Below are 17,120 nucleotides of genomic sequence, written 5' to 3'. Positions count from 1 at the left end.
TCGACGTCACCCAGGAGACCTTTCCGCATGAGCACGCACCCGGCCAACGAACCCCGCTCCGAGCAGTACAGCGCCAAGGGCAACACCTATGAGGTGAAGACCTTCGGCGCGCGACCGGGCGGAATTGCAGGCAACCCGGAAGCAGTCGAATGGTTGCGCGCGGTGAACCAGGGTTTTCACGGCCCGGAGCCCTCCGAGCAGTCCCTGGAAAGGGATCTCATGTGGCTGCACAGCGAACGCATCCGCTTGCGCGCCGTCCACAGTCAGGACCCGGTGCCGACCGCGGCTCTGGGTGAGCAGCGACCCGTGGCCACGTACTGCTCGTGGAATTCGAACCTCACCCTGGGCGCAGAAACTCAGTTGCCCGCGTGGTTGGTGTCCGAGGTGACGGTGCGTCCCACGCACGCCCGCCGCGGTATCCTGCGCCGCATGATGACCGCCGATCTCACCGAGGCGCACCAGGCGGGGTTCCCGATCGCGGCACTCACGGCGTCCGAAGCGACCATTTACGGCCGGTTCGGGTTCGGGGCAGGCACGTTCAACACCGAGGTCGCGGTGGCCGCGGAATCCGGCTTGACGCTCAAGGCACCGTCCGTGGGGCGAGTGGAAATGGCGGACAACAAGGCGCTCGCGCAGCTGGCGCCGCACATCTTCGAGGAGTTCCACCAGCTGACCCCCGGTTCACTGAGGCGCACCGGCAAGTGGTGGGATTACGTGAGTGGTCAGTACGACTGGCATACCGGCAAGGCCGATCCCGAGATCCGCACGGCGGTCCACTACGACGGGAACGAGCGGGCGGACGGCTATGTCAGCTACAAGTTCGTGCGCGGAAGTGGCTTCAAGGGCACCCTGGAAGTGGTGGACCTTGTCTCGCCCAGCGCCCAGGTGCGCATCGCACTGTGGGAGTATCTGTGCGGCTTGGACCTGGTCACCGAGGTGCGTCACCCCAATGCCCAAATGGAGGACCCCTTGATGTGGGGCATGGTCGACATGGCCGACTACGAGGTACGCAAGCGTTACGAGCGGCTGTGGTTGCGCATCCTGGACCCGATCGCCGCGCTGTCTGCGCGCCCCTATCGTTCGCACCGCACGGTGACGATCTCCTTGGTGGATTCGTTGGGTTTCGCGGACGGCATGTACATGATCGATACGACCGGCGAGCGGCCGGTCGTGGAGCGGACGGGGGACCGACCCCGCACGGACGACGACGTCGCGGGCAAGTCTATGCCGCGCGTCGAGTTGCCGGAGGAGGCGGACGTCGCCATGAATATCGACGCCCTGGGCTCGCTGTACTTGGGTGCCGTGAAGGCGTCCACACTGTATTACGCGGGATTGATCAAGGTGCGGGATCTCGCGGCACTGGATGACCTGCAATCGCTGATGTCCACGTCCGAACACCCGTATTGCATCTCGCCGTTCTAGGCTGCTTGAACCGGTTGCCCTTGAAGCCTAGAATGGTGCAGTGCGTATTCATTTGCGCGCCCAAAGCACGTTTCGTTCACCGTAATCCGGGCCTTACAAGGTCCCAGCGGTGAACACTGACCATTCAAACTAATCCATCGGAGTCCCTACTACATGACCACCACCACCCCGCAGGTTGCCGTCAACGACATCGGAACCGAAGAGGATTTCCTCGCCGCTGTCGACGCGACCATCAAGTACTTCAACGACGGCGACCTCGTGGAAGGCGCCGTCGTCAAGGTCGACCGCGACGAGGTCCTCTTGGACATCGGCTACAAGACCGAAGGCGTAATTCCCTCTCGCGAGCTGTCCATCAAGCACGACATCAACCCTGACGATGTTGTTGCCGTGGGTGATGAGGTCGAGGCTCTGGTTCTCACCAAAGAGGACAAAGAAGGTCGCCTGATCCTGTCCAAGAAGCGCGCTCAGTACGAGCGCGCCTGGGGCGACATCGAGAAGGTCAAGGAAGAGGACGGCGTTGTCACCGGCACCGTCATCGAGGTCGTCAAGGGCGGCCTCATCCTGGACATCGGCCTGCGCGGCTTCCTGCCCGCTTCCTTGGTCGAGATGCGTCGTGTCCGCGATTTGGCTCCCTACATCGGCCAGCAGCTCGAAGCCAAGATCATCGAGCTGGACAAGAACCGCAACAACGTGGTGCTGTCCCGCCGTGCATGGCTGGAGCAGACCCAGTCCGAGGTTCGCGCCAACTTCCTGCAGCAGCTGCAGAAGGGCCAGGTTCGCACCGGCACCGTGTCCTCCATCGTCAACTTCGGTGCCTTCGTGGACCTCGGTGGCGTGGACGGCCTGGTGCACGTGTCCGAGCTGTCCTGGAAGCACATCGACCACCCCTCCGAGGTCGTCGAGGTTGGCCAGGAAGTCACCGTCGAGGTACTCGACGTGGACATGGACCGCGAGCGTGTTTCGCTGTCGCTGAAGGCAACCCAGGAAGATCCCTGGCAGCTGTTCGCACGCACCCACGCCCTGGGCCAGGTTGTCCCGGGCAAGGTCACCAAGCTGGTTCCCTTCGGTGCGTTCGTGCGCGTGGAAGACGGCATCGAGGGCCTGGTGCACATCTCCGAGTTGGCGCAGCGCCACGTGGACATGGCCGAGCAGGTTGTCTCCGTCAACGAAGAGCTGTTCGTCAAGGTCATCGACATCGACCTGGACCGCCGCCGCATCTCGCTGTCCCTGAAGCAGGCCAACGAGGGTGTGGACCCCGAGTCCACCGAGTTCGATCCCGCTCAGTACGGCATGGCCGCGGAGTACGACGAGCAGGGTAACTACAAGTACCCCGAGGGCTTCGATCCCGAGACCAACGAGTGGATCGAAGGCTACGAGGACCAGCGCGCAGCGTGGGAGCAGCAGTACGCGGACGCTCAGGCTCGTTGGGAAGCTCACAAGGAGCAGGTGCAGAAGCACCTGGCCGAGGATCAGGAAGCTGCCGTTTCCTCCTCGAACTCCAGCAGCAGCAGCAACAGTGGCCCCGCCGCTCCGACCAGCTACTCCTCCGAGGCTCCGGCCGAGGATGCGGGCACCTTGGCTTCCGACGAAGCCCTCGCTGCCCTGCGCGAGAAGCTGACCGGCAACTGATTCACGGATAAGCTGCACCGCCCCGGCGGTTCGGACCTCTGAATCGCAGAACCCCGCACGATACCGTGCGGGGTTCTGTCATGTCAGGAACACGTGCGCCACGGAGCGCTGCAATGCCCGCGATGGCCGGTGCCGTGCAGTGCACGGGTGAGTGGGCGGTCAGCGCAGTGGGATGTCGTGCCAGTCGACGCTCCCGGGGCGCGGGATGTACTGTCCCGCGGTCAGCGAGGTCACGGTGTCCAAGGCGTGGCGAACATCGAGCTCACGATCGGGGACCGCGAGAGTGAGCACGGCGGCGTCGGCTTCGTAGCGGGTGGGCAGCACCGTGAAGCCGGCCGTGCGCACGTCGTCCTCGACGCGGCCGGCATCCGCGTGGGCCAAGCGCACCGTGAGGGAGCGGGAGCGCATGCGTGTCCTGAGAGGAGCGGTCTCGAGCGCTGCGGCCACGCTCCCGGAGTACGCGCGCACCAGGCCGCCGGCGCCGAGTTTGACCCCGCCGAACCAGCGAACCACTACGGCGCAGATGTCCGAGAGATCGCCTTGGAACTGCTGGTCGCGTTGGGAGGGCACCTTGTGAGCGCTCAGGGCCTGCATCATGGGCATGCCCGCGGTCCCGGACGGCTCGCCGTCGTCGGAACTGCGACCGGTCTCGCGCGTGGGGCCGATCAGGAAAGCCGAACAGTGATGGCGGGCGTCGCGGTACTGAGCCTTGGTCTCGGCAATGAAAGCGCGCGCAGCTGCTTCCGAATCGACCCGTTTCAGGAGTGCGAGGAATCGGGATTTCTTGATCTCGGCCTCGTGCGTGTGCACCGAGTTCGCGCGCAGCACCGTGTAGGAGACGTTCGGGTCGCTGGGCATGTACTTCAGTCTAGGGCGCGGTCAGAGGCGGATGCCGGATCAGCCGTACAAGGTTACTACTGAGAAGCTTTCTCGTGTGTCTTGTATCACGGCGTCCCGGGGAGGAACATGTCGTGCAAGAGCACTGGAGAAAGCGGTACCGACCATGAGCGAGACAATACGGCGTGCGGAAACTCAGGGTTCATCGGCACGCAACAGACAGATCGACCCCGAGGTCGACAAACACGTGAGGACACTGCTGACACTGACCATCGTCTCCGGCGTCTTGTACCTCACGACCATCCTGACCAACATCGTCACCGGCCAGATCACCCATCGAGCGTTCGAGGACGCACCGTTCGGCGCACCACCCGAGAGCGCGTACTGGGTCGGGGCCGTGGTCGGTTTGATTCTGCTGGTCGGCATGTACCTGGCCGTGTACATTCCGCTGCGCAAGCGACTGCGCGAAGGCTGGTACGCAGGTGCAGTCTTCGCAACCGTCGGCCTCATCCATGCGGCCTTGTCCGCGATAGTGGCACCGGGAAATCTGTTGCTCGGACTGCCCGGAATCATTTTGGTGATCGTGAACGGTATCTGGCTGTTCGTCGCATTCCGCCCGGGCGTGAGAGAAGGGCTCGGCCGAACTCGGACCGCTCCGTGACAGAGGGACAACGGAACGTTACGAACAAGTAACGGTCTCCGTTGCCGGTGCGCCAATAGGGGCTGCCAAAAAACTGGTCGGTACAGTTGAGGACCGTGATCTACCGCCCGTGAGGGAAATCACGGGCGGTTCCGCCAATTCGGAAGTCATGGAACATGCTCAATCGCTTGCACGATCGACTAGGCCTGAGAACCACACCCTCCATCTTTTTCATATCTGCCGGACTGATCGTCCTGTTCACGGCGGCGATGGGACTCTTTCCGACGCAGGTGCAGGGGTTCTTCGGCACCGTCTCCAACGCCTTGCGGTACCAGGCCGGCTGGTTCTTCACGTTCAGTGTCACGGCCATGGTCATTTTTGCCATCGGTCTCGCGCTCAGCCGGTACGGGCGCCTCAGAATAGGCGACGACGATTCCGAACCCGAGTACTCGGGCATCGCCTGGTTCGGCATGCTGTTCGCGGCGGGCCTCGGCGCGGTCCTTATGTTCTGGGGCGTCGCGGAGCCCATGAACCACTACGCGAATCCGCCCATGTACGGCACGGAGCCGTTCTCGGATCAGGCCGCGGTGGAAGCGTTGAACATCTCGAACTTCCACTTCGGGTTGCACATGTGGGGCATCTTCATTGTCCCCGGGTTGGCGTTCGGCTATTTCACGTACAAGCGGAAGCTACCCCCGCGAGTGTCGTCCGCCTTCCAGCCTCTACTGGGCGACGGCATTCACGGCCCGATCGGCAAGGCCATCGACATCATGGCGATTGTGGCTACGGTGTTCGGGCTGGGCGTCTCCGTGGGTCTGGGTGCCATGCAGATCAACAGTGGCATGAACTACGTGTACGGCATTCCCATGGCCGGCTGGATCCAGGCCGCGATCATCGCCGTGGTCACTGCGGTGGGTCTCGCCTCCGTGATTGCGGGTATGGACAAGGGTGTGAAGCGGCTGTCCTACATCAACATCGTGGCGGCCGTGGCGTTGCTCGTTTTCATTCTGATGGCCGGCGCCAGCATGTCTCTCATGCGTGGAATGGTCGAATCTGCGGGCAGTTACCTCAAAGCGCTGCCCACGTTGGCTTTCTTCAATGACACGTTCGGCAACGGCGAATGGTCGGGTGACTGGACGGTCTTCTACTGGGCGTGGACGGTGACCTGGGCGCCCTTCGTGGGCATGTTCGTGGCCAAGATCTCGCGAGGCCGCACCGTTCGTCAGTTCGTGGTCGGTGTGCTGGGCGTGCCGTCAGTGTTCGTGGTGATCTGGATGGCGATCTACGGCTTGAGTGCCTTCCAGATCGATCGCGCCGAAGGCACGGAACGGTCCATGACCGAAACGATCGTCGAAGAGGGCAACGTGGAAGCGGCCCTGTTCCAGTTGCTGCAGAACTTCCCCTTCTTCGAAGCCACGGCGGTCCTTGCACTGGTAGTCATTACGATCTTCTTCATCACCTCCATCGACTCGGGCGCCTTGGTGATGGACTCGATGGCATCGGGTTATGAGGACCAAGGGCCCCGACGACAGCGTGTTTTCTGGGCGCTGTCCGTCGGTGCCGTGTGCGCGGCCATCATCACGACCTCGGGCGAGGGTGGACTTGCCGCTCTGCAGGAAGTGATCATCGTGATCGGTGCCCCCGTCATGCTGATGTCCCTCTTACAAGCGTTCATGTTGTTCCAAGCGATTCGGGAGGACGCGGGAACGGCGAAACCCATCCGAACGCGGCAGTGGAAGCAGGTGCTTCCCGTTGAGGAGTACCACCGACGGGCACGTGAAGGTTCCACTGCGGTCGACGACTATGTCATGCGTCCCGAGTACGAGGTGGGGACGGAACCCGAGCACAATACCCACCAGCCCCGTACGTGGCACTGGCAGCGTGAAAAGGAAGGCCAGCCAGTTCTGCAAATGGCCCTGATCGGTGGCTACTCGGCGGGTAAGACCACCGTGGCCCAGGCCTTCGAGGATCTGGGTGCCACCGTGGTGGACAATGACGAAATCTGGGCCCATGTGCTGCGCCCGGGCACCGAGGCCCACGCCGAGATCGCCCGGATGTTCGGGGACACGGTCATGGCACCGAACGGTTCCGTGGACCTGGCTGCGCTCACCGACCTGAAGTCGAACAACGAGACGGCCCGTGACCGGATCAACGAACTCGTGCTGCCGCTGGTGCGGGAGGAATCCCGTCACCGCGGCCGTCGCGCGGGCCCGGACACCGTGCTCGTCCAGGATGTCCGCGACCTGGTGGAATCCGGTCAATCGGAACGGTTCGACGTGGTCATTGCCGTCGAGGCTCCCGCCGACATCCGCGTGCAGCGCATGGTCCAGGAAACGGGCATGACTCGCGAAGAAGCCTGGGACCGCGTCGACGATTCGAGCAGCGACGACGAGCGCCGCGAGATCGCGGACGAGGTCGTGACTAACGATGGCGACAACGAGTACCTCCGCGCCCAGGTCCGGCGGATCTGGGATGAGTATGTGGTGCCGGCCGTTCCGGAGATCGTCGGGGGAAAGGATGCCGCACGTGAGTGATCGCAACATCAAGGCCGGGGATCATTCCGTGATGACGGTGGGTCTGACCGGTGGGATAGCCTCCGGTAAGTCCACCGTCTCGCGGCGCCTCGGCGAGCTGGGTGCCGTGGTGATCGACGCGGATGCCATCGCCCGCAATCTCCAACAACCAGGGGAACGGGGTCACAGTGCCATTCGCGAACACTTTGGCGATGCGGTGATCGATCCGACAACGGGTGAGCTTCTCCGGCAAGAACTCGCCAACATCGTGTTCAACGATCAAGTTCAACTTGAAGCCCTCAACGGCATCATTCACCCCATGGTCCGCGAAGAAACGGCACGTTTGATCGAGGCCGCCGCGCCCGGGTCGGTGATCGTCTACGACATGCCGCTGCTCGTGGAGACCGGCCAGCACTCGGACATGGACCAGGTTCTGGTGGTCGAGGCGCCGGTCGAGGAGCGGGTGCGTCGAATGGTCACCGACCGGGGGATGGCCGACGACGACGCCCGGAGGCGGATCGCTGCGCAGGCCACGGACGAGCAACGGCGGGCCGCTGCAACCACCGTGTTCGACAATTCCGGCAGGGTCCAGGACCTCGTCCGTCAGGTCGATGAATGGTGGCGGTTACAGGGCAGTTAGCCTGTCGGAGGTGGCGCGTATTCTGGGGGCATGTCGCTGGCTCAGAAAATCAATCGCGTCGTCGCCCCCTTCGAAGTGGTCTCCGAGTTCCAGCCCGCGGGCGATCAGCCCAAGGCCATTGCGGAACTGACCGAACGTATTCAGGGTGGCGAAAAAGACGTCGTCTTGATGGGCGCCACGGGCACCGGTAAGTCGGCCACCGCTGCGTGGCTGATCGAGGCGGTCCAGCGACCCACACTGCTTCTCGTGCAGAACAAGACGCTGGCCGCACAGCTGGCCAACGAGTTGCGCGACCTGCTGCCCAATAACGCCGTCGAGTACTTCGTCTCGTACTACGACTACTACCAGCCCGAGGCGTACGTTCCGCAGACGGACACCTTCATCGAGAAGGACTCCTCCATCAACGAGGAGGTCGAGCGACTGCGGCACTCGGCCACCAATTCACTCCTGACCCGCCGGGACACCGTGGTGGTGTCCACAGTGTCCTGCATCTACGGCCTGGGTACTCCGGAGGAGTATGTCAAGCAGATGGTCACCCTGGCCGTGGGGCAGGAGATGGACCGTGACGACCTGCTGCGTCAATTCGTGAACATGCAGTATGCCCGTAACGACGTCGATTTCCACCGTGGCACGTTCCGCGTGCGCGGTGACACCGTGGAAATCATCCCCATGTACGAAGAGCTGGCGATCCGGATCGAATTCTTCGGGGACGAGATCGAATCGATCTACACGCTGCATCCGTTGACGGGGGAGATCGTCAACGAAGAACAGGAAATGTACGTCTTCCCGGCGTCCCACTACGTGGCGGGTGCGGAACGGATGGCGCGGGCCGTGGAAACCATCCAGAACGAACTGCAGAACCGGCTCCAAGAACTGGAATCCCAGAACAAGCTCGTCGAGGCCCAGCGGTTGCGCATGCGCACCACCTATGACCTCGAAATGATGGAGCAGATGGGCTACTGCAACGGCATCGAGAACTACTCGCTGCACATTGACGGTCGTCCACGCGGTTCCGCGCCCCACTGTCTCCTCGACTACTTCCCGGATGACTTCATGCTCATCATTGACGAGTCCCACGTGACGGTGCCGCAGATCGGTGGCATGTACGAGGGCGACATGTCACGTAAACGCACTCTGGTGGAACACGGGTTCCGTTTGCCGTCCGCCATGGACAACCGGCCGCTGAAGTTCGACGAGTTCCTGGAACGCATCGGCCAGACCATGTACATGTCCGCCACACCCGGCAAGTACGAGATGGCCAAGGTGGAATCCGTGGTCGAACAAATCATTCGTCCCACCGGGCTCGTGGACCCCCAGGTTGTGGTCAAGCCGACCAAGGGGCAGATCGATGACCTTCTGGAGCAGATCGAACTGCGCGTGGAACGCAACGAGCGTGTGCTGGTCACCACGCTCACCAAGCGCATGGCCGAAGATCTCACCGAGTACTTGATGGAACACGGGATCCGGGTTCAGTACCTGCACTCGGATGTGGACACGCTCAAGCGCGTGGAACTACTACGGGACCTGCGCATGGGTACCTTCGACGTTCTGGTGGGTATCAACCTGCTGCGTGAGGGTCTGGACCTGCCGGAGGTCTCGCTCGTGGCCATTCTCGACGCTGACAAGGAAGGCTTCCTGCGCTCCACCACGTCACTGATCCAGACGATCGGCCGTGCCGCACGTAACGTCTCCGGTGAGGTGCACATGTACGCGGACCGGATCACGGATTCCATGGAAACAGCCATTGAGGAAACCAATCGCCGGCGTGAGATCCAAGTGGCCTACAACAAGGAACACGGGATCGACCCGCAACCACTGCGTAAGCGGATTGCGGACATCACTGATCAATTGGCCCGCGAGGACGAGGACACGCGCATGCTCCTGGCTCAGCGAGCGGCCGCCAACGATCACACCGCTCCCATCAAGGGCGGCAAGAAGAAGAGCGCGTCCGAGTCTCAGCGCGAAGCCGCGTCCAAGGCCGAATCGAAGCTGTTGCGAGACGGCGTGCAGGCGGCACCCGCGGAGGATCTCGTGGAGCTCATCGAGCAATTGAGCGAACAAATGCGTAACGCGGCCGCCGAGCTGCAGTTCGAACTTGCCGCCCGGCTGCGTGACGAATTGTCGGATCTCAAGAAGGAACTGCGCCGCATGAAGGATGCGGGCCACGCCTGACCTGCTGGGCGAGCTGTGTAAACTAAGTCGAACCATCAAACGTGGGGGAGTATCCCTAAGAGCTGTGAACGTCAGCACGAGCGGCAAAGTTGTCACTCCGGGCGCAGCAACCGATCACTCATGGTGCCAAGACCACTGTCACAGGTGAGTCGACCGAGCACCGGTCGGTGGAGAGACCCACGGTAATCATCCGGATCTCTCAACGGAAAGTGCTGACACATGGAAATTACCGGCCTGCAATGGGGCATCACCCTTGCATTGATTTTGGGCCTGCTGGCCTACGACTTCTTCTTCCACGTGCGGAAACCGCACGAGCCCACCATCAAAGAGGCCGCGATTTGGTCGGCCGTGTACGTAGGTATTGCCCTGCTCTTCGGCTTGGTCATCCTGTGGATGGACGGCCTGCAGCTCACGGCGGAGTACTACGGCGGTTACATCACCGAGAAGGCGCTCTCGGTCGACAACCTGTTCGTCTTCCTGATCATCATCGCGTCCTTCAAGGTGCCGCGCGCTGATCAGCAGAAGGTCTTGCTGTTCGGCATCGTGTTCGCGCTGATCGCCCGTACCGTGTTCATCTTCATTGGCGCCGCGGCGATCAACGCCTTCTCGTGGGTGTTCTACCTGTTCGGCCTGATCCTGATTTACACCGCCGGTAAGCTCATCAAGGGCGAAGTCACGGATTCGGAATCGGACGAGGCCGACAACTTTGTGGTGCGGTTGGCCAAGAAGCTCCTGCCGACCACGGATTACTACGACGGCGACAAGCTGTTCACCATCGAGAACGGCAAGAAGGTCATGACCCCCATGCTGCTGGTCATGGTGGCGATCGGCGGCACGGACATTCTCTTCGCGCTGGACTCCATCCCCGCGATCTTCGGCCTGACGCAGGAACCGTACATCGTGTTCACGGCCACGGCGTTCTCACTCATGGGTCTGCGCCAGTTGTACTTCCTGATCGACGGCCTGCTGGATCGCTTGATCTACCTGTCGTGGGGCCTCTCGCTCATCCTGCTGTTCATTGGTATCAAGCTGATGCTGCACGCACTGCACGAGAACACCCTCTCGTTCATCAACGATGGTCAGCACGTTCCGGTCGCCGAGATCGGCATTGGTACCTCCCTGACCGTGATCATTTCGATCCTGGTCATCACTGTCCTGGCATCTCTGTTCAGCCCTAAGGGTCGTGCCCTGCGGATCATTCAGAAGACCCAGGACCTCTCAGAGAAGTACCTGGCTCTGCCCAAGGACGCGCCCGCCGAGGATCGTAACCGCATTTCCACCAAGATCGCGGAACTCACCCAGCAGTTCCCCAAGATCTCGGAGAAGCACAAGGAAGATCTCATCGACTCCCGCGCAAAGTTCCGCAAGATGGTGGAGACCGTGCACGGCCAGCAGAGCGAGTTCGAATCCACGGGCGAGGTCAAGACCCCGTCCCCGGATCTGAACCAGGAGGATGTGGAATCGGCAGCCCCCACGGCCACGGTGCAGCCCACCGGTAAGGCCGCGGACGGCAACGGTCCTGAAGGCCACTCGTCCGGAGGCTCGAGCTCGGTCCGCTGATGGATCGAAGACGGTCTGAGTAGGCCGCCACATTAACGACGTCGCTCGCGCACCTCAGGTGCGCGGGCGGCGTCGTTTTCATGGGTGGGTATTAGCGCCAGGCGGCGAACGGCCCGGGGTCCGTGGTGCACCACAGGGCCGCGGCGGCGAAGAGTGCGGCCCACAACAGCGAAGCCAGGGTGCCGATGATGAACTGCTCGCGTTGCCGTGCATTGGTGAATTCACCGTACCGGGCCAGGCCCTTGACGGCCACGACCACGCCGATGCCGGCCACGTGGCCGGTGAGTAGGGAGGCAATGGTGGCAGCGCGTTCCAGGAAACCGATCACCAAACCGCCGCGCAACGGTGGAGTCACCGGCTCAGGGGGCGGATCCTGACCGTTCCACGGATCGGGACCGGGGGTGGGTCGCTCGTGGGACACGTCCGCCAAATTGAACACCCACCGCACCACGAGGTCCCCGGAGAGTGTTCCTGCTACCAGGAGTGCCGGATAGGCCACTTCACGGGGAGCCGTACCGGCCACCGCGGTCCACACAAAAGCGGTCACGACCAAAGCAGCCGGGAGAACCGCGTCCAGGAAAATTCGGGAGATTTTCACGGGGCCTCCGGGTGCTCGTTGGCCAGTTCCAGGAACGTGAGAACCGTCGGGTGCACGGCCTGCTCCTGGCTCCACAGCGCGGAGGACAACCGGCGGGACACCGAGGACTGCGCAATGTCCAACTCCTGGGCAATCCGTTGCTGGGTGAATCCCTGCTGGGCCAGAACGGTGGCCTGCTTGGCCGTCTCGGTCCGACGTTCCCGCACGGCACAGGCCAGGCTGAGGACGGCTTCCGCGTGGGTTGCCCAGTCGGAGCCGCGCACGGCGGGGTAGCCAGTGTCTTTGGAAGCGGTCACGGCTTCTCGGGCGGATACGAAGGCCTGACCGGTGGCCTCGTTGACGTTCTCCGGGAGCGGGGTGTCCACGTGTCCGATGCCCAGACCGACGTGCCACTCCTGCTCATCCGCCAGGGCGAGCACCACGTCCAGGACGCACTGCGGCTCGTCATAGAGTGCTTGCAGTTCGTCTCCGGCGCTGATCTGCCAGCCGAGGACTGCCCCCGGAAAAGAGCTCCGGAAGCGGTCGCGGTGTTCGAGCATGGCCAGGGACTCGGGATCCTCGCGTGATCCCCTGCGGTCCACGGTCAGTGCGTACACGGTGCCCTCCTCGCTGTCCGTCCGCTTGCCGTTATGCTACATGCGGTTCTCACTGCATAGAACTCACTTATGCGTTGATAACTGCATATGCTGAGGTGTGCTTCAGTCACGACCCGTTTCGGCGATATTGCCCACGTTGTCGACCAGCACCGCGGGGAAGCCTTCCCCGTCCGAGGCGGCCAGATCGATGCGGGCATTGATCCCCCAGTCATGGTTGCCGTCGGGATCGTCGAAAACCTGGGCCACGGTCCAGTACCCGCTGAGTCCCTCGGGCTTCTCATTGATTCGAATCAGCGCCGGGCCGCGGGACTGGGCGTCCGTGTAAATGTCGTCGTATTCGCCGAAATAGGCGTCCATGGCATCCGCCCAGCGATCGCGATCCCAGCCCGTGCCTTCGTCCAGGGCACCGAGGACCTTCTCCTTTTCCTGGGCGAAAAGTTCCACGCGCTGGAACAGCGCATTGCGGACCATGACCCGGAAGGCCCGAGGGTTTCTGGTAACGCCCTCAGGTTGTTCCTCCACAAGTTCCTCAAGGGAATCCGCGCTGGTTCCCATGGGGGATTCTTCGCCTGCAGCGAGCTTCTCCCATTCGTCGAGCAGGGAGTTGTCCGTCTGGCGGATGCTTTCGCCGAGCCACTCGATCAGATCGGTCAGTGTCTCGGTCGTGGCGTCCACGGGAACGGTCTGTCGCAACGCCTTGTACGCGTCGGAGAGGTAGCGGAGCAGGATGCCTTCCGAGCGGGCCAGCCCGTAAAACTGGATGTAATCACCAAAGGTCATGGCGCGTTCGTACATGTCGCGCACCACGGACTTGGGGGACAGTTCGAACTGGCTCACCCAGGGCGAAGAACTGGAGTAGGTCTCGAAGGCCTGTTCCAAGAGTTCGCGCAGCGGCTGGGGGTAGGTGATCTCATCGAGTTCGCGCATCCGCTCGATGTACTCCACGCCGTCCGCCTTCATCACGGCCAACGCCTCGCCCTTGACCTTCTTCTCCTGCAGGTTGAGCACCTGTCGCGGCTTCTCGAGGGTCGCCTCGATGACGGAGACGACGTCGAGGGCGTACGTCTCGGACTCGGGGTCCAGGATCGTGAGCGCGGCCAGGGCGAACGGGGACAGCGGTTGGTTCAGGGCAAAGTTGTCCTGCAACTCGACCGTTACCTTGTAGCGGCGCCCGGTCTCGTCCGGTTCGGGTAGCCGGACGACCACCTCGGCGCGGATGAGCTCCCGCAGAATCGCGAGGGCCTGCTTGAGCAGATCGCGTTTCCTGGTGTGGGTCTCGTCAATGCTGCTGAGCAGGTGGTAGCCGGCGGCCACGTTGTTGCCGGGTCTCTGCAGCAGGTTCAACACCATGGAGTGAGTCACGGTGAACGACGAGGTCAGTTGCTCGGGTTGCGCGGCGACCAGGCCGTCGAAGGTCTTGTTGCTCCACGAGACGAACCCTTGCGGTGGCTTCTTCTTGGTGACCTGGCGCAGCTTTTTCTGATCGTCGCCGTGTTTGGCGCGGGCCTTGGCCATGGCCCGTTCGTTCTCGATCACGTGGTCGGGGGCTTGAACCACCACCGTGCCCGCGGTGTCGTATCCGGCACGGCCCGCGCGGCCGGCGATCTGGTGGAACTCTCGGGCGCTCAACCGGCGCGTGCGTTCGCCGTCGAATTTGGACAGCGCGGTGATCAGCACCGTGCGAATGGGTACGTTGATCCCCACGCCCAGCGTGTCCGTACCGCAAATGACCTTGAGCAGCCCGGTCTGGGCGAGTTGCTCGACCAGGCGGCGGTACTTGGGCAACATGCCCGCGTGGTGCACGCCGATGCCGTGGCGGACCAAGCGATTGAGGGTCTTGCCGAAGCCCGCGGAAAACCGGAACTGAGCGATCAGGTCCGAAATGCGTTGCTTTTCCTCCTTACTGAGCACATCCACGGACATCAGGTTCTGCGCCTGTTCCGCCGCTTGAAGCTGCGAGAAGTGCACCACGTACACGGGAGCCTGGTGCGTACTCAGCAGCTCCTCGAGTTCCTCGTGAATGGGCCGTTCCGAGTAGTAGTAATGCAGTGGGATGGGGCGATCCGCGGACGTCACCAGCTTGGTGTCCCGCCCGGTGACCTCGCTGAGACGTTCCTGGATCCGGGTGACGTCTCCCAGGGTTGCGCTCATGAGCACGAACTGGGCCTGGGGGAGTTCGATGAGTGGGGCCTGCCACGCCCACCCGCGCTGCGGGTCCGAGTAGAAGTGGAACTCGTCCATGATGACCACGCCGAGGTCCGCGTCGGAGCCTTCGCGCAACGCCACGTTGGCGAGGATCTCGGCCGTGCAGCACACGATGGGAGCATCCTGGTTGACCGAGGAGTCACCGGTCACCATGCCCACATTCTCGGCCCCGAAGATCTCGCACAGGTCGAAGAACTTTTCGGACACGAGCGCCTTGATGGGTGCGGTGTAGTAGGAACGCCGGCCGCGCGCCAGCCCGGCGTAGTGGGCCGCCACCGCCACCGTTGATTTACCGGAGCCCGTGGGCGTGGCCAGGATGACATTGGCGCCGCCGGCCACTTCCAGAACGGCCTCGTCCTGGGCGGGGTAGAGCTCCATGTCCCGCGAGGAGATCCAGCCGAGGAATCCCTCGTAGATCTCGTCATCGCTGAGCGGATTGGAGGCGAAGTCCCCGCGCAAGTAATGCTGACCGGGTGCGGAGAGTTCGGGGGCAAGGGCGTCCAGGAGTTTCATCACCGCAAGCCTATCGACACTTGCCGACAGGCACGGACCGCCCCGTCAGGAACGGGTGCGAGCGGCGGCGTCGTCGGGAGTGGTCAAACGTGCGGCGGCGCGAGCATCCGCGCGGCGGCACAGCAGCGCAAGAACCGCGCCCGACAAGTTGTGCCACACGGAGAACACGGCGCCGGGCAGCGCTGCCAGCGGCGACATGTACTGCGCGGCCAAACCGGCCGCGAGACCCGAGTTCTGCATGCCCACCTCCACCGCGGTGGTGCGGCGCACGGGGACGGGCTGGCCGGTGGCCCGGCCGATGAGGTAACCCAGGGCGTAACCCAGCACGTTGTGGATGGCGACAGCGAGCAGCACCAGCAGGCCCGCCTGAATGATGCGATCGGCGGAGCCGGACACCACAATGGCCACGATCAGGGCGATCCCCAGGACCGACAACCAGGGGAGAACGGGCAGCAGTCGCTTCACCAGACGGGACAGAGCCAATCGCACCAGAATGCCCGCAATCACCGGGACCAGCACGATGGTCACGATGGACATGGCCATGGACGGGCCGTCCAGGGGCATGTACTGACCGGCCAACCACAGTGTGAGCAGGGGAGTGAGCACCGGTGCGAGCAGCGTGGAGATGGACGTCATGGTTACCGACACGGCCACGTCGCCGCGGGCAAGGTACGACACCACGTTGGACGCGGTGCCGCCCGGTGCGCAACCGACCAGGATCACTCCCGCCGCCAGTTCCGGCGGTAATTGCAGGAGCCAGGACACGAACACCGCCAGGAGCGGCATCACGATGTACTGCGCGGCCACGCCCACCACGATGGGCACCGGTCGTTTGGCGACGAGCGCGAAATCCACGGGACGCAAGGTGAGGCCCATGCCGAACATCACCAGACCGAGCAGAGTATTGACCCACCCGGAAGCCAACTGCATGGTGGGGGCAAAGAAGTATCCCGCGGCGCCGCCGACAAGAATCAGGACGGGGAAGACCAGGACCGCTACGTAGGCGGCGCGGTCTGCGGTGGCGGCGGCGGGATCATGTGGGGGTTGCGCGGAACTCACCAGCCGCGCTGCTTCCACTCCTCTAACTGCGGGCGTTCGGCACCCACGGTGGTGGGCTTGCCGTGACCGGGGTGCACGATGGTGTCGTCCTGGAACTGATCGAAGATCCGCTCGGTGACGTCCTGGTAGAGCTGCCGGAAGTCCTCCGGCGAGTTGGTCTTACCCAGCCCGCCCGGGAACAGGGAGTCACCGGAGAAGATGTGGTCCGGTCCGTGCGGGTCGCGGTAAACAATGGCAATGGAACCGGGGGTGTGCCCGCGCAGTTCAATGACCTCGAGTTCGAAACCGTCCAGTTCCGCGGTGTCACCGTCGTTGAACGTGAGGTCCATGGGCACATCGATGTCGTCCTCGTCGGCGGCGCCGCACGCGGTCATGGCCTCGGAATGCGAGGCCACGCTGCCGAGGGCCCGCACGTGGTCCCAGTGCGAGTGCGTGGTGATGATGAGCTGGAGGTTGGCCCAATCGTTGCAGTCGGTGGAACCGGCGGCGACCATACCCGCGATGGCGCGGGCGTCGTCGGCGGCGTCGATGAGCACCTGTGTGCCGTGTTCTTTGGATGTCAGGAGGTAGACATTATTGTCCATGTCGCTGACTGAGATGCGGCGGATGGTGATCTCAGAAAGCTCGATTACCTCGGTCTGGGTGGCGATCATGGCACGAGTGTAGGCCTACTACCGGCGGCGGAGCCAATGGTGCCCGTCCATTGCATGCGAGGTGTCGATGCGTCGTGACGGAA

General features: G+C 63.1%; 13 protein-coding genes. 7 read left to right on the top strand and 6 right to left on the bottom strand.

Annotation, left to right across the window (positions count from 1 at the left end):
- Positions 1 to 27: 27 nt before the first annotated feature.
- Together ABEA06_RS03580 and rpsA are read left to right on the top strand one after the other, a co-directional pair.
- Positions 28 to 1,422 (top strand): GNAT family N-acetyltransferase, encoded by a 1,395-nt coding sequence (locus tag ABEA06_RS03580; RefSeq protein ID WP_345310581.1) that lies wholly within the window; start codon positions 28 to 30, stop codon positions 1,420 to 1,422.
- A gap of 153 nt (positions 1,423 to 1,575) precedes the next feature.
- Positions 1,576 to 3,051 carry a 30S ribosomal protein S1 gene (rpsA, locus tag ABEA06_RS03575; RefSeq protein WP_345310580.1) on the top strand — a complete coding sequence of 492 codons (1,476 nt, stop codon included), beginning with the start codon at positions 1,576 to 1,578 and terminating at the stop codon, positions 3,049 to 3,051.
- 159 nt (positions 3,052 to 3,210) lie between these two features.
- On the opposite strand, the gene ABEA06_RS03570 is transcribed toward rpsA, so the two are convergent.
- On the bottom strand, positions 3,211 to 3,909 hold the full coding sequence (locus tag ABEA06_RS03570) for an IMPACT family protein (RefSeq protein WP_345310579.1): 699 nt from the start codon (positions 3,907 to 3,909) through the stop codon (positions 3,211 to 3,213).
- Positions 3,910 to 4,054: 145 nt separating this feature from the next.
- Between ABEA06_RS03570 and ABEA06_RS03565 the strand changes: the two genes are divergently transcribed.
- The 5 genes from ABEA06_RS03565 (at position 4,055) to ABEA06_RS03545 (ending at position 11,413) form a co-directional block, all read left to right on the top strand.
- Positions 4,055 to 4,549, top strand: coding sequence for a hypothetical protein (locus ABEA06_RS03565; RefSeq protein WP_303382952.1), 495 nt, complete (start codon positions 4,055 to 4,057; stop codon positions 4,547 to 4,549).
- Between the two features lie 155 nt (positions 4,550 to 4,704).
- The gene (coaE, locus tag ABEA06_RS03560) at positions 4,705 to 7,062 is read left to right on the top strand and encodes a dephospho-CoA kinase (RefSeq protein WP_345310578.1); all 2,358 of its coding nucleotides are present in this window, start codon (positions 4,705 to 4,707) and stop codon (positions 7,060 to 7,062) included.
- 31 nt (positions 7,063 to 7,093) lie between these two features.
- Positions 7,094 to 7,681 (top strand): dephospho-CoA kinase, encoded by a 588-nt coding sequence (gene coaE, locus ABEA06_RS03555; RefSeq protein WP_425559491.1) that lies wholly within the window; start codon positions 7,094 to 7,096, stop codon positions 7,679 to 7,681.
- Positions 7,682 to 7,711: 30 nt separating this feature from the next.
- The gene (uvrB, locus tag ABEA06_RS03550; RefSeq protein ID WP_345310576.1) at positions 7,712 to 9,853 is read left to right on the top strand and encodes an excinuclease ABC subunit UvrB; all 2,142 of its coding nucleotides are present in this window, start codon (positions 7,712 to 7,714) and stop codon (positions 9,851 to 9,853) included.
- Positions 9,854 to 10,072: 219 nt separating this feature from the next.
- Positions 10,073 to 11,413 carry a TerC family protein gene (locus ABEA06_RS03545; RefSeq protein ID WP_303382955.1) on the top strand — a complete coding sequence of 447 codons (1,341 nt, stop codon included), beginning with the start codon at positions 10,073 to 10,075 and terminating at the stop codon, positions 11,411 to 11,413.
- 91 nt (positions 11,414 to 11,504) lie between these two features.
- On the opposite strand, the gene ABEA06_RS03540 is transcribed toward ABEA06_RS03545, so the two are convergent.
- From ABEA06_RS03540 to ABEA06_RS03520, 5 genes are all read right to left on the bottom strand, one after another.
- Entirely contained in the window at positions 11,505 to 12,011 is a 507-nt protein-coding gene (locus ABEA06_RS03540; protein WP_303382956.1) for a hypothetical protein, read from the bottom strand.
- Positions 12,008 to 12,607, bottom strand: a complete 600-nt coding sequence (locus ABEA06_RS03535) for a SatD family protein (protein WP_303382957.1) — start codon at positions 12,605 to 12,607, stop codon at positions 12,008 to 12,010. The genes ABEA06_RS03540 and ABEA06_RS03535 overlap by 4 nt, the downstream gene beginning before the upstream one ends.
- 102 nt (positions 12,608 to 12,709) lie before the next feature.
- A complete protein-coding gene (locus tag ABEA06_RS03530; RefSeq protein ID WP_345310575.1) occupies positions 12,710 to 15,325 on the bottom strand; it encodes a DEAD/DEAH box helicase in 2,616 nt (871 codons plus the stop codon).
- A gap of 45 nt (positions 15,326 to 15,370) precedes the next feature.
- Positions 15,371 to 16,384 (bottom strand): bile acid:sodium symporter family protein, encoded by a 1,014-nt coding sequence (locus tag ABEA06_RS03525; RefSeq protein ID WP_345310574.1) that lies wholly within the window; start codon positions 16,382 to 16,384, stop codon positions 15,371 to 15,373.
- A complete protein-coding gene (locus ABEA06_RS03520; protein ID WP_303382030.1) occupies positions 16,381 to 17,037 on the bottom strand; it encodes an MBL fold metallo-hydrolase in 657 nt (218 codons plus the stop codon). The genes ABEA06_RS03525 and ABEA06_RS03520 overlap by 4 nt, the downstream gene beginning before the upstream one ends.
- Positions 17,038 to 17,120: the final 83 nt, after the last annotated feature.

It is taken from the genome of Kocuria gwangalliensis (assembly GCF_039544365.1).
GTDB classification, from domain to species: Bacteria; Actinomycetota; Actinomycetes; order Actinomycetales; family Micrococcaceae; genus Kocuria; species Kocuria gwangalliensis.
This window is presented reverse-complemented; position numbering and strand designations above follow the sequence as displayed.